Here is a 13,610-nt window from a genome sequence, read left to right as displayed (position 1 = left end):
ATGCGCGTTGATGGCGCTTCAGTGGAGATTGAGGCGGTTCATCTTCCGATGCAGCGTCGAGCGGCTCATGCCGAGCGCTGCGGCCGCCTGGGAGACATTGCCGTTGGCGCGCGAAAGAGCCCTCAGCAAAGCAGCGCGCTCGGCCTCCAGGAGATCCTCACTCCCGGCCCCCTGCTCGCTAAGAATGTCAGAAGCAGGAATGCCTGCAGCAATGCGGTGATCATCGAGCCGCAGTGCTAGACGGGCCGCGCGGGTCGCACCAAGCACGAGGTCGTTGCGGTCGACGGCCAGCAGTGCTGAGGTGGAAGCCGTATCCGTCGGCACCATGACGAAGCGGGCACCTGCAAAGGCGCTGCGGAAAAGATTGAGTTCGATGCGCACAGCCGCATCGCGCACCGTCTGCGACAGGATCGCCAGTGTCGCGTCGTTCACGTCATCGCGGCAGGTGGAAATGTCGAGCGCGCCGGCAAGCTGGCCGCGATGATCGCGGATCGGCGCTGTGGTGCAGCTGAGATTGATGTTTGAGCAGAAGAAATGCTGGTCACGGAAGATCGCAACTGCCCGCTCGTCGGCAAGCGCCGTACCGATGCCGTTGGTGCCGATGCTCGCTTCCGTCCAGACGGATCCCGTCCATAGACCGAGATCGTGGAAATCCTTGTCGTCGCCGGCAGCACCCCGGCGTTCGAGTGCGATGCCATCCCGGTCGGTCAAAAGCAGGCAGCAACCGGCTTTGCCGACCGCGAGAAAAAGACGATCCAGTTCACTGGCCGCTTCGGCAACCAGCCGTTCCGATCGCTCCAGCGCTGTTTGAAATTCCTGGCTGGTCAAGCGCATCGGCAGACGCTTCTCTTCCGGCGCCAGACGATGCATGACCATGCACCGTCGCCAGGAGGCAACGACCGAAGAACTCGCCGCCGCCGATTGCGCCGACGCGTAAACCTGATCCGCATGTGCGGAATAGTGCTGCATTTGGCTCCTCCCACCGAACGCTAGCCCAATTGTCGCTAAAAAAGGCCATCGAAGCAATCCTCGTGGCGACTTTCGCCCAGGGCCGCGAAATTCGGCGGCTACCTTGTTGATGGCACAGTCTTTTTCGGCACCGTTGTTTCTTCAGCCCATGATTGCACAGTCCGAACATCGAAGCTGTCTGGCAGATGCCGTGCGTTTTGGTTTTGCCGCCTACACAACCGAGATCTGACCCGCCAATCGCGACCTTTCAGGCCGCTGTCAGCGTGTTGCTGTAGCAGCTTCTTCCTAGGGAAACGGAGCGGAAGGCGATTGGTGAGCCCAGCTCCACGAGCGGCTGTTTCGACATTGATGGAAGTCGGCTTTATGCAGGCATGGCAGCGGGGCCGAGAGGCCATAAAAGAAATGCTGGGACGTTCCGCCGACACCGGTCGCAGACGCATGGCTGGCGGCCTTCACTGCTTCTTCAACACCCCGACCATTAAGCCGCCTGCGAATCGCGCATTTCTGGAGCGCCCGATCGTTATCATCGCCATCTTCCTCGCCTTATCATTGCTCGTCATGTGGGCGGCCGATTATCCCTTGGGCATCTGGATGAAATCGTTTCCCGCGCAATTGCGTGGGACGGCGAAATGGATCAGCAGCCTCGGCACCGGGCTTCTGGTGCTCTCATTCAGCGGAGCGCTGCTGATATTTGCGATCCTCGCGCCCGCGCATAAGCTGCGGAAATCCATGCGAACGGGGGCAGATCTCATCGCGACCGCGGCTGCTTTCGTCTTCCTGGCGGTGGCCGGCGGCGGCATTGTCGATTCGCTCGCAAAGAACATCATCGGTCGCGCCAGGCCGGAACTCCTGGATACGAACGGCGCCTTTTTCTTTCGTCCCTTTGCCTTCCACGCCGACTTTGCCTCCTTTCCTTCCGGACATTCGGCAACGGCCGGCGCCATGGCGATGTCGCTGGCGCTGGTCTTTCCCCGCCTTCGCCCCGTCTTCATGCCTGTCGGCGTCCTCATCTGCCTGTCGCGCCAATGGGTCGGCGCACATTGGGCAAGCGACACGCTAATGGGCTGGGGCGTCGGCGTAGCTTTTGCCCTGTGGCTCGCGCATGCATTCGCGCGACGCCGTCTCCTGTTTGCCTATGATTCCAGCGGCCGCTTGTGTCCTGGGGAACAATACAAGGCAATTCTCGCCGTTCTGCGCGCGTTGATCCGGCGCATGCCGCTCATCGGCAGGAAAACGGTGCCTGCAGCAAAATCGTGCCCGGCTCAATCTCGCCTCGCATCCCGAGCCCTTGAAATTCGATCCTGATCTCGCGGCCTGATTCCGCGGTAAGTACAGTTCTCCTGCATCGCTCGCCGGCTTACGCACCGCGTATGCCAGCCTTTCCCGTCCGAATGCAAAATCATCGCTATGCAGCGACGGATTTGCCGCTCGTCCCCGTTCAAGCGCTGAAGGGATAACAGCTTGAAGCTCTTCAAGGACGAATGAGGACATCATGAAAAAGATCATTTTGCTGGCTTTCGCCGCGACCGCCTGCTTTGCGGCCATCTCTCCAGCCGAAGCCCGCGATGGCTGCGGCATCGGCTGGCATCGCAATCCCTATGGCTACTGCCGTCCGGATGGACGGCCTGTGGTCGTCGTGCCGGCGGTTCCGGCCTATGGCATCTACTATCCCGGCCGCGGCTACTGGGATGGGCATCGCTATTGGGTGCATCGCGAGTGGTGGCATGGTGGCTGGCGTTATCGCTAAGCTACTCTTCCGCGATGCGCGCGGCCCGATCTTGCAGATCGGGCCGCATGCCAACCGGCGATCGAACGGCTTGCTTCTCTCGATCCTTCCGCTGCCCAGCGCTGCGATGCAAAGCTCGCGGTCGTTTGCCGGTTTGACATGGCAGCCCACGGAAACGTGCAATTGACGGCGACAATGCAACCGGTCAAAGCTGTGACCAGACGGGTCTACGGAAAACAATGCCGCCAACATGAGCAAAAGCACCATCAGCGACTATCAAGGGCCGATCATCGTCTTTGACGCCATGTGCGTCCTGTGTACCGCCAACGCCCAGTTCGTGCTGCGTCATGATCGCCTCGGCCGTTTTCGTCTTGCCTCCATGCAGAATGAAACCGGCATCGCCCTCTATCGCCGCTGCGGCATGGACCCCACCGATCCGGATAGCCTCATCATCGTCGACGGCGCGAAGGTGCTGCGCGATAGTGACGCGGTGCTGGCCATTTATGCCGGTCTCGGCTGGCCCTGGAAGGCCATTTCCGTACTGCGCATCGTACCGCGCATGCTGCGCGACCCGATCTACCTTTGGCTTGCCCGCAATCGCTATCGCATCTTCGGCAAACGGGAGACATGCTGGCTGCCGACACCCGAGCAGGCGAGCCGCATACTTTGAAAAGAACCCTCGTTCTCGGCGGCTATGGCGGGTTCGGCGCGCGGCTATCGCGGCGCCTTGCCGAAGACGGCTTCGAGGTTCTGGTCGCCGGACGCAATCTTGAAGCAGCAAAAGCAATCGCCGCTCGATTACCCAACGCACTTGCCCTGCAAGCCGATCGAAATGGCGATATCTCTGCGATCCTCGGGGAGCACAGACCCTTTCTGTTGATCGATGCGGCAGGCCCTTTCCAATATAGTGAGCAGAGAGTTCCGCGGTCCTGCATAGAGGCCGGTATCCACTATATCGATCTTGCCGACGCGCGCGATTTCGTCGGCGCGATCAGCTCGCTTGACGAAGAGGCTAAGACCGCTGGCGTCACCATCATCTCGGGCGCGTCGAGCGTCCCGGCGCTCTCCGGCGCCGTCGTAGCCGCCCTTGCCAAGAACATGGAGGAGGTTCGCTCGATAAAAATGTCGATCAGCGCCTCCAATCGCGCGACCGCCGGCGCCTCGGTCGCAGCCGCGATCCTGAGTTACGTCGGCAAGCCGGTGCGGCTCTGGCGCGGCCGGCACTGGCAGGATGCGACGGGCTGGCACATGCTGAAGCGCGAAACCTATGCGGTTTCCGGCCACCGCGCTCTGCGCCGGCTGGTGGCGCTTGCCGACGTGCCGGATCACGATCTTCTGGTCGATAGTTTTGCCGGACAGCCCAGCGTCATTTTCCGCGCGGGGCCGGAATTCGTCTTTCAGTCTTTGGCGCTCTGGCTGTTGTCCTGGCCGGTCGCCTGGGGCTGGCTGACATCGCTTAGAAAGATCAGCCGCTTTCTGCTGCCGTTGCAACGCCTGACAGCGAGGCTTGGCACGGCGCGATCGGCTGTGATGATCGAGATCAAGGGCATAGAGCAAGGCACCATGAAGGCTCGTCGCTGGACCCTGATCGCCGAAAATGGAGACGGCGTGGAAATTCCCACGCTTCCGGCGCAATTGCTGGCGCGGGCCTTGCGCGACTGCCGTCTTTCGCCCGGCGCCCGTCACGCCGGCAGGCTCCTGTCGCTTGAGGATTTCCGGGGCTTGTTTCGCGATCTGGCGGTTGCCGAGGAAACGACGGAAGCACCCTATATGCCGCTCTATCAGCGTGTCATGGGGCCTGCATTTGCTCATCTATCCGAACCGGTCCGTGCCATGCACGAGGTCTTCGGCGATGGCGGCGCCAGAGGCGAGGCGGTCGTCACCCGTGGGCGCTCACCGCTTGCACGGCTGGTCGCGAAAATATTTGGCTTTCCCGCGGCAGGAAAGCACGCATTACATGTGTCCTTCGAGGAAACCAACGGCATAGAAGAATGGACGCGGGATTTTTCCGGCCAGCGCTTCCACAGCCATTTGAACGAAGAGAATGGCCACCTTGTCGAACGCTTCGGTCCCTTCCGCTTTGCATTCGATCTTCCTAGCCGTGGCAACGGGCTCAGCATGGAGATGCGACACTGGTCGTTCCTGCGCATTCCGCTGCCGCGCCTTCTGGCGCCCCAAAGCATCGCTCGTGAATGGGCGGAGGACGATCGCTTCCACTTCGACGTATCGATTGCCCTCCCTCTCATCGGCCCCGTCGTTCATTATCGGGGCTGGCTGCAGCCAATCGAATGATCCAATCCGGCGTCTTGGCGCCGCCCGGCTATCGGCCGATTTGCAGCCGATAGCGCGGGCGGAACAGACGATCGTCAACCGGCCGCACTGGCGGCACTGAGGACCGCCTTGACGGTTGCCGTCGCAACATCGGGATCGATACCGACGCCGAAGAGCTGCGATCCGTCCGGCCGGACGCATTGCAGATAAGCGGCCGCTTGCGCATCGCTGCCGCGACGCAGGGCATGCTCCTGATAGTCCATGACGCTCAGCTCCACTGCGAAGGCCTCGGCAATCGCGGCAAGTACCGCCGAAACGAGGCCGTTGCCGCGACCGCTGACGACGACATCCTGATTGCCATGGCGAATCCGGCCAGTGAAGATGCGCTCGGTGCCGGTTCCCCTGCGAAAACCACCTTCGTAATCGACGAGTTCGAAGCGCTCGAAATCGTCAACATGATAGGCGTCGACGAACGCCTTCCAGATATCTTCGGCCGTCAGTTCGCGCTTCGTCTCATCGGCGAGGAGCTGCACCCGCCTGCTGAAATCGACCTGCATGGCGCGCGGCAGCTTCAAGCCCTTGTCCTGCTCGATCACCCAGGCAACCCCACCCTTGCCCGACTGGCTGTTGACGCGAATGACGGCCTCGTAACTCTCGCCGATATCGGCGGGATCGACCGGCAGGTAGGGCATTTCCCAGACGCCGTCATTGCGCCGCTCATGCGCGGCAAATCCCTTGCGGATCGCATCCTGATGCGAGCCGGAGAAGGCCGTGTGCACGAGTTCGCCCGCGTAAGGGTGGCGCGGATGAATGGGCAGACCGTTGCAATATTCCACCGTCTTCACCACCTCACGGATCGACGGAAAGGTCAGGCCGGGATCGATGCCCTGCGTGTAGAGGTTTAGAGCCAGCGTCACCAGATCGACATTGCCGGTACGCTCGCCATTGCCGAACAGGCAACCTTCGACCCGATCGGCGCCCGCCAGCAGCGCCTGCTCGGCCGAGGCCACCGCCGTACCGCGATCATTATGCGGATGAACGCTGATGATGACGGCATCGCGGCGCGAAATATGGCGGCAGAACCATTCGATCTGGTCTGCATAGACATTCGGCATCGCCACTTCCACCGTTGCCGGCAGGTTGAGGATGGCTGGGCGTTCCGCAGTCGGCTGCCAGACATCGAGCACGCGCTCGCAGATTTCGAGCGCGAAATCCGGCTCGGTGAAGCAGAAGGTTTCCGGCGAATATTCGAAGGTCCAGTCGGTCTCCGGCTGCTTCAGGCTTTCCTCCAGCATTGCGGTAACACCGCTGATGGCAAGGTCGACAATCTCGTGTCGCTCCATGCCGAAGACGACGCGGCGGAAGAGTGGTGCGGTCGCATTGTAGAGATGGACGATGGCTTTGCGGGCGCCGATGAGGGATTCGAACGTGCGCGCGATGAGATCGGCGCGCGATTGGGTCAACACCTGGATCGTCACATCCTCGGGGATGCGGTGTTCCTCGATGAGCGCACGGACGAAATCGAACTCGATCTGCGAGGCCGACGGAAAGGCGACCTCGATCTCCTTGAAGCCGGAGGCGAGCAGCATGTCGTAGAAGCGCAGCTTGCGCTCGACATCCATAGGATTGGCAAGCGCCTGGTTTCCGTCGCGCAGATCCGTTGACAGCCAGCGGGGTGCCTTGGCGAGGCGCCTGTTGGGCCATCGCCGATCCGGCAATTCGATGGGCGAGATGAAAGGACGATATTTGGTTTCAGGATTCTTCAGCATGATCCGTTCCGTTGCATGTCGGTCAATTGGGGAGAAAGCGGACAGCAGAATACGGCCGCCGGGATGCCGTCAGGCCCGACGACCGCGGCTAAGTCGCAATGCAACGGAAAACTGAAGAAAAACGGGTATGCAGGACGAGGTGTCGGCATCCATCCGCACGCGCAGCGATGCGACGGCAGCGCCATGCGGCCGATCCGATCGATGCAGATTGTGGGATGCGGCAGACACGAAAGTAGATATCCTGCTGGAAAGGAACTCTAGGTTACTGTCGACATCTTTGATATTCTCGCGCGTATGGATCATTCATCGTCGCAAAAGGATCAGTACTATCTTCAGCACGGCACCGATGTCGCTGAAGGTGTCGCCGTCATCGCACATGACGATCATCGCTTCACCAGTTCTCGCCACAGCCATAGGCAGGCGCAACTGCTCTACGCCGTCAGCGGCGTGATCTCCTTGACCACGGATAGCGGCACCTGGGTCGTACCGCCGAGCCGAGCGGTCTGGCTGCCGCCGCAGCTCGAACACGTGACGGCAAGCCATACGAGCGTGCAGTTTCGCTCATTATTGATCGATCCCAATGGCAGAGATGCGTTACCGAATGAGTGCACGGTGGTGGAAGTCACCCCGCTGCTGCGCGAACTCATCCTGCGGCTCGCCGGTCTTGTCGACAAACCCGATCAGAAAGAGGTTGTGGAGGCAGTCATTCACCTGCTGCTTCTCGAACTTACCTTCTTGCCGGCACAGCCGCTGAAGCTCCCTCTACCGAAACATCCGGGGCTTGCGGCGTTCTGTGAAACCTTGCTCGGCGATCTTGCGAGCACAATCTCGATCGAAGAGGCGGCCAATGGGCTGCATATGAGCCGGGCAACCCTCATGCGGCTATTTCAGCGCGAAACGGGACTGAGTTTCGGCCGGTGGCGACAACAGGCACGCATGCTGAAGGCTCTCACCTTGCTCGCGGAAGGTCGAAGTGTTCTCGATGTCGCGCTGGACTGCGGCTATGAGAGCCCAAGCGCCTTCTCGGCCATGTTCCGGCGGGCGCTCGGGCGCTCGCCCCGAGACTATTTTCAAACCGCAACACTGACCGGCGAAATCAGCCAGGGGACTGACTAGGCTAGTTCTGTCGGTCGCTGGCCAGGCAGCCAAACATGCGGAAATCATGGAAGGCCTCTTTGAACCGCGCCTTCTGCCGCAGTGTGCCCTCATATTGGAAGCCCGCTTTTTCCAGAACCCGATCGGAAGCTGTGTTTCCCGGCAACGTCCAGGCTTCGATGCGATTGAGCGAAAAATCGTCGAAGCCGCACCGGACGATAGCCTTCGCCGCCTCACTCATCAGCCCCTTGCCCCAGGCCGAAGGATGCAGCTCATATCCAAGTTCGGCGCATTTGGCACGCCGATCGATGCTATTGAAGCGGATCGCGCCGAGCAAGTGGCCTGAAAGCCAATCCTCGATGATCCATGAACAACCTGCTCCCTTGGGGAAGATTTTGATCATCCATCGCAGGGAACGTTCAATCTGCGCCATTTTGGGCGCATCAACCCAATTCGAGAACCGCGTGACCTCCGGAATCGAAATCAGCGCATGGAAGTCGTCGCGATCGGCCATACTCGCTTCGCGAAGCCGCAGCCGCTCGGTGACAAGGGTGGGGAACTCGGCCTTTGAAGGCGCCATCGTCACGCTTTCAGCAGATTGGCAAGGATGATTTCGCGCCAGACGCGGGTGGGCGTGATCCAGGCGTCCCAGGAATTATACTTGCCGGAGTAGATGACAGCGGCGATATCCGCATCGGGCATCAGCCAGAGCCTCTGCCCACCATTGCCGAAGCCAGCATACCATGGACGCGGCCCATCAAACGCCGGCACCGGCGCGTCGCCCGAGAACCATAACCTGCCATAGCTCAGACCGTCCCCGGTCGAAATCGCCGGCGCGAGAGATTGCGCGATCCACTCTTCCGAGACGATCCTTTTGCCGTTCCACACGCCCTTCTGGAGGAAAAGCATCCCGATCTTCAGCAAATCGGGAGCGGTCAGGCGTAATCCGGATGCAGGCGACGCCACGCCGTCACGCCCGGCGTTCCAGTGGAATTTTGCAATCCCCAGCGGTTCGAAGAGAACCTCTCGCGCAAAATCGGGCAAGCGCTTGCCCGTGCCGCGCTCGATGATCGCCCCCACCAATGCGACGCTGCCGCCGGAATAAATCCAGTGCGTTCCCGGCTCGGCGATCACCGGACGTTCCAGAACAAAACGATATCGGTCCGGCGCATTCTCCATCGCAATTTCGCTGTTCAGCGGGTCCGTATAGGGGCGATCCTCGTCCCACTCCATCCCCAGCGTCATCGTCAGGGCATGGCCGACAGTGATCTTGGCGCGCGCAGGATCTCGGGCGAGATCGCCGTATTCCGGGAACTGCTCGTAGAGCGATGCATCCAGTGGCGGTACCAATCCCCTGTCGAGCGCGATGCCATAAAGAAGGCCGGCAATGCTCTTGGTGACCGAACGAAGATCGTGCAGCGTATCGGCGTCGAAGGCGACATCCCCAAGCGGATCTCCCCAATTTTCGTCGGAACCAACGGCGTAATATTCCAGGCATACGCGCCCGGAACGGGCGGCAAGCACGACATGCAGATCGCGCAGCAGGCCAGATTCGATGCCGGCTTCAAATTTGCGGCCGAGGCCGGGATCAAAGCCCATGGCCTGCAAGGTCTCGCGATCAGGTAACAAGGATGAGTTGCTCTGCGTCACGGCCATGAAATCACCTTCCTCCGCCATGCGACCTTCAGCTCAGGCTACAATCCAAGCATGTGTTCGGCAAGGTGACCACACCGCATTTCGCCGCCGCTGTCGTCCGTCGAAATCAGCTCCGTTCCACCCGCAATTCACCGCCCGCCTCCACGACGAACGCCGCCACTGTCCGATTGCGGCCGTTCAGCTTTGCCTTCAGCAAAGCGCCGTCCGCGCGGTTGATCAGGGTCGTGGTCGGTCCCGACACCGGGGAAGAGGCGATGCCGACGGAGACGGAAAGCGGCCCAACAATCCGCGCGCGATAAGAAAAAGGCGTGCCGAACACACTCGTACGCAGCTTCTCGGCAAGCGCAAAACCTTCCTCGTCGGTCATATCCGTGGCAATGACCGTCAACTCCTCCCCGCCGAAGCGGTAGACTGTACCGGCCTCGCCAACCGTATCGGCAACGATCTGCCCGACATGCCGCAGCACCTCGTCACCGGCATCATGGCCGAACTCGTCGTTGAAACGCTTGAAGTGATCGATGTCGATCATCATGCAGATGACCGTGCGGGCGGATTGATCCCTGTGAAGGTTGTTGAGCGCCTCGTCCAGGGAGCGCCTGTTGAGCAGGCCTGTCAGCGCGTCGCGCACGGCGAGATTGATCAACCGGTCGCGCAGCTGCAGATTGGCGATCGCAAGGCCGATATTCTCGGCGATCAGCTCCAGATAGAGTCGCGGCGCATCGGCGGCCGTCGCATCCTTCGTGCGGTCCTCGAAGTAAAGCAGGCCGATCGCCTCGCCGAGCGCGGTCAGGGGGACGCAAAGACCCGGCACGCGGGAGTGGTCCAGATGCTGACAGGGAATATCGGTATCCGCCACGTGGCTGACGTGCGGGCGACCACGGCGCAGGCCCCAGCAGGCGGAAGCAGCAAAGGACGGCTCGGTATGTTCTGGCTCCAGCCACCGGCTGACCTCGCTCAGCGCCGTCCTGCTTTCGTTCATCGTGTAGAGGCATCCCGCGACACCGGGAAAGATCTGCGGCACGAAGAGTGCGACGACTTCGGCAAGCTCGTTCTGGGCATAGCAGGCCTGGAGGCGATGCATCATCTGCAGGATGAGATCCTTGGTTTCCAGATCGCGCTTGCGCTCGGCGTCGAGACGGTTTCGCTCCAGACCGTTCTCGCGGAAGATCTGGATCGCGTCGTTCATCTCTCCGATCTCGTCACGGCGGCGGTCGGTCGGCACCTCGACGGCATAATCCTGTCTTGCCAGCCGGTTGACGATCCCGGTCATGCGCACCAGCGGCAGCGCCACCCGGCGCCGCAGGATGAAATAGAGCACGCCGAGGAATATGACCGCAGTCAAGGCCAGCATCACTTTGGCAATGTTGGCCCAGAGATCGCTGCGTGCCTGCGCGGAATGGAAGGAGGCCTCGGTGCGCGCCGTCGCCAGGGCGCGAAACTGATTGACGCTGTTGAGCAGTGCCGTCTGGATGCGCTCATGTTCAGGGCCGAACAGCGTATCGCGCGCACCGGTCTGATCGCCGCCGGTATAGGCGGCGACCGCCGCCGCCTCCACTTTATCGAGCGCCTGCGCATTGACCGCCACCTCCTCGATGACCTGACGCTCGGCATCCGGAATGCCGGGGCCGCGCAGAGCATTGATGGCCGCATCCCGACGACGCTCTTCACCTTCATCAACGGTGAAGGCATTCAGATGCCTCTCCTCGCCGCGCACGACATAGAGGCGAGCTTCGTCCGTCGTCTCCTCCGCGCCGAGTGCAAGCTCCTCGCCCATGCTGTTCAGCAGCAGATGCTGCTCCACGGCCTGCCGCTCCTGCACAGCACTTCGGGCCGAGAGAATGAATGCCACAGCCGACAGCACGGTCAGGACCACGGTGATACCGTAGGCCCAATTCGTAATTGTGGTAATTCTCATCTGCCGTCCTCTATGCCTTTTTTCAGGCACCCCTAAAGTACATGCCGTGCCGAGCCCTCTATTAAGAAAAGCAGCCGCGGGATCAAGCGAGAATATGCAGCGTGGAAAGCTCATTCCCGGCGCACAGGCACGAACCCTCGTCTGCATCGCGCGGCGCGGAGAGCTGTAGGCGTCGCGACCTTCTGACGAGAACCTCGGTTGCGGCCGAGCGGCCGCTTCCGAGATTCCCGGCTGTCGTCAGGGGTGAGTACGACAGCCGCGTCAACAAATCGATTTTCAGACCCGCAATCCATAGGCCGACTGGAAGCTGGGAAATATATGCTTAAGTTCCACAAGTGACTGCCCCATTTTGAGACATCTTTCACGCAATGCTAAAATTTATCCTGCCCAGATTGGCCTTGCGCACGGCAATTGTTGTTCAAATCTCAGACAAGTGCGATGATTTGAACTTTCCAACCTAACCCATTTTCCTGAATAGCTCCTCGGCTTCTGCACAGATTCTGCAAAGACGGGCGCCATCGTCGCGCCATGAATAACACGCCCGAGACCATCACCGCTCCGCCCACCCGCTTGCCACGCAGCCTTCTCAAAGAAGGCTGGTGGCTCGGGGACGATCATCATCCTCAAGTCGATCCGCCCGCTCAAGGGGCCAAGATCATACCTTTCGCCGAATATCTCGCACGGAGCCGATACCGATGAGCCTATCCGATGCAGCGCCCCTTCCCTTAAACTCCACAAATAAATCCCATCGCAAACTCCTCACATTCATTGCCCTTGTCGCCCTGGCAGACCTTCTCCTTTTCGACAGACAGCCCGGCCTCAATCTTTTTATCTTCACCAATGCCGTTGCCGCCGGTCTGCTCAGCTCCTTCCGAAAAAGACCATCCGTTCAAAAAATCGCGGCGCTTGTCGCCCTCGGCCTTGTCGCGTCCATTCCGCTTGCCGAAGCCACCTCCTGGATGGGCATCGCAATCAGCCTTCTCGGCCTTTGCTTGATCTCGCTCGGCATCGGCGGATTGATCCCCTCGCAATGGACTCGCCTGCCGCTCGTGCTGCTGCGTTTCCTTCTGGACGTGCCGGCGCGGCCTTTTCGCCGCGCGAGCTATCGCTGGCTGCAGCACCTGCAAAAACCGTCACCGCGCGGCGTCCGGCATCATCTTCGCAACTGGATCATGCCGCTGGTTTTTGCAACAGGCTTTCTTGCCCTCTTTGCAGCCGCCAATCCGCTGATCGACAAGACGCTGCGCAGCATCGACCTTACCTTCCTGCTGCAACTGTTGAGCATATGGCGGATCGGCTTCTGGCTTGCCGTTGCAGCCTTCCTGTGCTTGCTGCTTCGCCCACGCCTCATGCGGCGGCGCCTTCGCCGACGGGATGTTCCCGATATCGCAACCGGAGCTGAAGATGCGCTATTCAGCCATGGTGCCCTGCTGCGTTCGCTGCTGGTCTTCAATGTGCTGTTTGCCGTGCAGACGCTGCTCGATCTCACCTATCTCTGGGGTGGCGCCAGCCTGCCAGATGGCATGAGCCATGCCGAATACGCCCATCGCGGCGCCTATCCGCTGATGCTCACCGCAATCCTCGCTGCCATCTTCGTGCTTGCCGCCATGCGGCGCGGCGGGCCAGGCGACAGAAGCCCCATGCTTCGCGGCCTGGTGCATCTCTGGATCGCGCAGAACATCCTGCTTTGCCTTTCCTCCATTCTGCGGCTCGACCTCTATGTCGAAGTCTATTCCCTGACGGAACTGCGCATTGCTGCCGGCATCTGGATGGGGCTGGTTGCGGTCGGTCTCTGCCTCATCCTTCTGCGCATCCTGCTGGATCGCTCCAACGAGTGGCTGATCGCGTTAAGCTCCGCAATGCTGGTTCTTACGCTCTATGCCGCCGCGCTCGCGGATATTCCCGCCTTCATCGCCCGCTTCAACGTTGCCCATAGCCGCGAGATATCGGGTGAAGGCATCGTGCTCGATCTTGATTATCTCTTGACACTTGGCCCAGCAGCCATTCCGGCGCTCGACACCTATCTGGCATCGCTGCCCGCCGACGCGGATGCTCGCAGGGTGCGCGAAACACTACTATGGCAGCATCTCGGACGCTCGCACGATTGGCGAAGCTGGACATATCGTGGAGCCCGCCTCGACGGCTACCTCAAGCGGACGCAACTCTTGCAAGATCAGGCGGAAACGAAGAAAACGAATGGGTGAACCAG

11 protein-coding genes are annotated in these 13,610 nt (G+C 60.8%); 6 read left to right on the top strand and 5 right to left on the bottom strand.

Features of this window, described 5'->3' with window-relative positions; translation table 11 throughout:
• Positions 1-18: 18 nt before the first annotated feature.
• The gene (locus FBZ99_RS15745; protein WP_113329684.1) at positions 19-969 is read right to left on the bottom strand and encodes a GAF domain-containing protein; all 951 of its coding nucleotides are present in this window, start codon (positions 967-969) and stop codon (positions 19-21) included.
• Between the two features lie 402 nt (positions 970-1,371).
• Between FBZ99_RS15745 and FBZ99_RS15740 the strand changes: the two genes are divergently transcribed.
• From FBZ99_RS15740 to FBZ99_RS15725, 4 genes are all read left to right on the top strand, one after another.
• Positions 1,372-2,274: a phosphatase PAP2 family protein gene (locus tag FBZ99_RS15740; RefSeq protein WP_233788576.1), complete on the top strand. Its 903-nt coding sequence runs from the start codon at positions 1,372-1,374 to the stop codon at positions 2,272-2,274.
• A 187-nt stretch (positions 2,275-2,461) separates the two neighbouring features.
• A complete protein-coding gene (locus FBZ99_RS15735; RefSeq protein WP_113329682.1) occupies positions 2,462-2,716 on the top strand; it encodes a GCG_CRPN prefix-to-repeats domain-containing protein in 255 nt (84 codons plus the stop codon).
• A gap of 229 nt (positions 2,717-2,945) precedes the next feature.
• Positions 2,946-3,365 carry a thiol-disulfide oxidoreductase DCC family protein gene (locus FBZ99_RS15730; protein WP_113350569.1) on the top strand — a complete coding sequence of 140 codons (420 nt, stop codon included), beginning with the start codon at positions 2,946-2,948 and terminating at the stop codon, positions 3,363-3,365.
• Complete coding sequence (locus FBZ99_RS15725; RefSeq protein WP_113350570.1) at positions 3,323-4,987, top strand: SDR family oxidoreductase; 1,665 nt, start codon at positions 3,323-3,325, stop codon at positions 4,985-4,987. The genes FBZ99_RS15730 and FBZ99_RS15725 overlap by 43 nt, the downstream gene beginning before the upstream one ends.
• 74 nt (positions 4,988-5,061) lie before the next feature.
• Here the strand turns inward: FBZ99_RS15725 and leuA are convergent, their stop codons facing one another.
• Entirely contained in the window at positions 5,062-6,735 is a 1,674-nt protein-coding gene (gene leuA, locus FBZ99_RS15720) for a 2-isopropylmalate synthase (protein WP_145633974.1), read from the bottom strand.
• A 294-nt stretch (positions 6,736-7,029) separates the two neighbouring features.
• Here leuA and FBZ99_RS15715 point away from each other — a divergent pair, with 294 nt between their 5' ends.
• Complete coding sequence (locus tag FBZ99_RS15715) at positions 7,030-7,851, top strand: AraC family transcriptional regulator (RefSeq protein ID WP_113350572.1); 822 nt, start codon at positions 7,030-7,032, stop codon at positions 7,849-7,851.
• A gap of 1 nt (position 7,852) precedes the next feature.
• On the opposite strand, the gene FBZ99_RS15710 is transcribed toward FBZ99_RS15715, so the two are convergent.
• The 3 genes from FBZ99_RS15710 to FBZ99_RS15700 form a co-directional block, all read right to left on the bottom strand.
• Positions 7,853-8,410 (bottom strand): GNAT family N-acetyltransferase, encoded by a 558-nt coding sequence (locus FBZ99_RS15710; RefSeq protein ID WP_113350573.1) that lies wholly within the window; start codon positions 8,408-8,410, stop codon positions 7,853-7,855.
• 2 nt (positions 8,411-8,412) lie between these two features.
• Complete coding sequence (locus FBZ99_RS15705) at positions 8,413-9,507, bottom strand: serine hydrolase domain-containing protein (protein ID WP_246661124.1); 1,095 nt, start codon at positions 9,505-9,507, stop codon at positions 8,413-8,415.
• An 85-nt stretch (positions 9,508-9,592) separates the two neighbouring features.
• Positions 9,593-11,401, bottom strand: coding sequence for a diguanylate cyclase (locus FBZ99_RS15700; RefSeq protein WP_113350574.1), 1,809 nt, complete (start codon positions 11,399-11,401; stop codon positions 9,593-9,595).
• Between the two features lie 695 nt (positions 11,402-12,096).
• Here FBZ99_RS15700 and FBZ99_RS15695 point away from each other — a divergent pair.
• Positions 12,097-13,605, top strand: coding sequence for a DUF4153 domain-containing protein (locus FBZ99_RS15695; RefSeq protein ID WP_145633973.1), 1,509 nt, complete (start codon positions 12,097-12,099; stop codon positions 13,603-13,605).
• The last annotated feature ends 5 nt before the right edge of the window (positions 13,606-13,610 follow it).

Origin of the sequence: Rhizobium sp. ERR 1071 (assembly GCF_007828675.1) — a bacterium.
Lineage (GTDB): Bacteria > Pseudomonadota > Alphaproteobacteria > Rhizobiales > Rhizobiaceae > Rhizobium > Rhizobium dioscoreae.
This window is presented reverse-complemented; position numbering and strand designations above follow the sequence as displayed.

Excerpts from the sequence above, each read along its gene's own strand:
- FBZ99_RS15745 (WP_113329684.1), bottom strand. The coding sequence starts at position 969 with ATGCAGCACTATTCCGCACATGCGGATCAGGTTTACGCGTCGGCGCAA.
- FBZ99_RS15740 (WP_233788576.1), top strand. The coding sequence starts at position 1,372 with ATGCTGGGACGTTCCGCCGACACCGGTCGCAGACGCATGGCTGGCGGC.
- FBZ99_RS15735 (WP_113329682.1), top strand. The coding sequence starts at position 2,462 with ATGAAAAAGATCATTTTGCTGGCTTTCGCCGCGACCGCCTGCTTTGCG.
- FBZ99_RS15730 (WP_113350569.1), top strand. The coding sequence starts at position 2,946 with ATGAGCAAAAGCACCATCAGCGACTATCAAGGGCCGATCATCGTCTTT.
- FBZ99_RS15725 (WP_113350570.1), top strand. The coding sequence starts at position 3,323 with ATGCTGGCTGCCGACACCCGAGCAGGCGAGCCGCATACTTTGAAAAGA.
- leuA (WP_145633974.1), bottom strand. The coding sequence starts at position 6,735 with ATGCTGAAGAATCCTGAAACCAAATATCGTCCTTTCATCTCGCCCATC.
- FBZ99_RS15715 (WP_113350572.1), top strand. The coding sequence starts at position 7,030 with ATGGATCATTCATCGTCGCAAAAGGATCAGTACTATCTTCAGCACGGC.
- FBZ99_RS15710 (WP_113350573.1), bottom strand. The coding sequence starts at position 8,410 with ATGGCGCCTTCAAAGGCCGAGTTCCCCACCCTTGTCACCGAGCGGCTG.
- FBZ99_RS15705 (WP_246661124.1), bottom strand. The coding sequence starts at position 9,507 with ATGGCGGAGGAAGGTGATTTCATGGCCGTGACGCAGAGCAACTCATCC.
- FBZ99_RS15700 (WP_113350574.1), bottom strand. The coding sequence starts at position 11,401 with ATGAGAATTACCACAATTACGAATTGGGCCTACGGTATCACCGTGGTC.
- FBZ99_RS15695 (WP_145633973.1), top strand. The coding sequence starts at position 12,097 with ATGAGCCTATCCGATGCAGCGCCCCTTCCCTTAAACTCCACAAATAAA.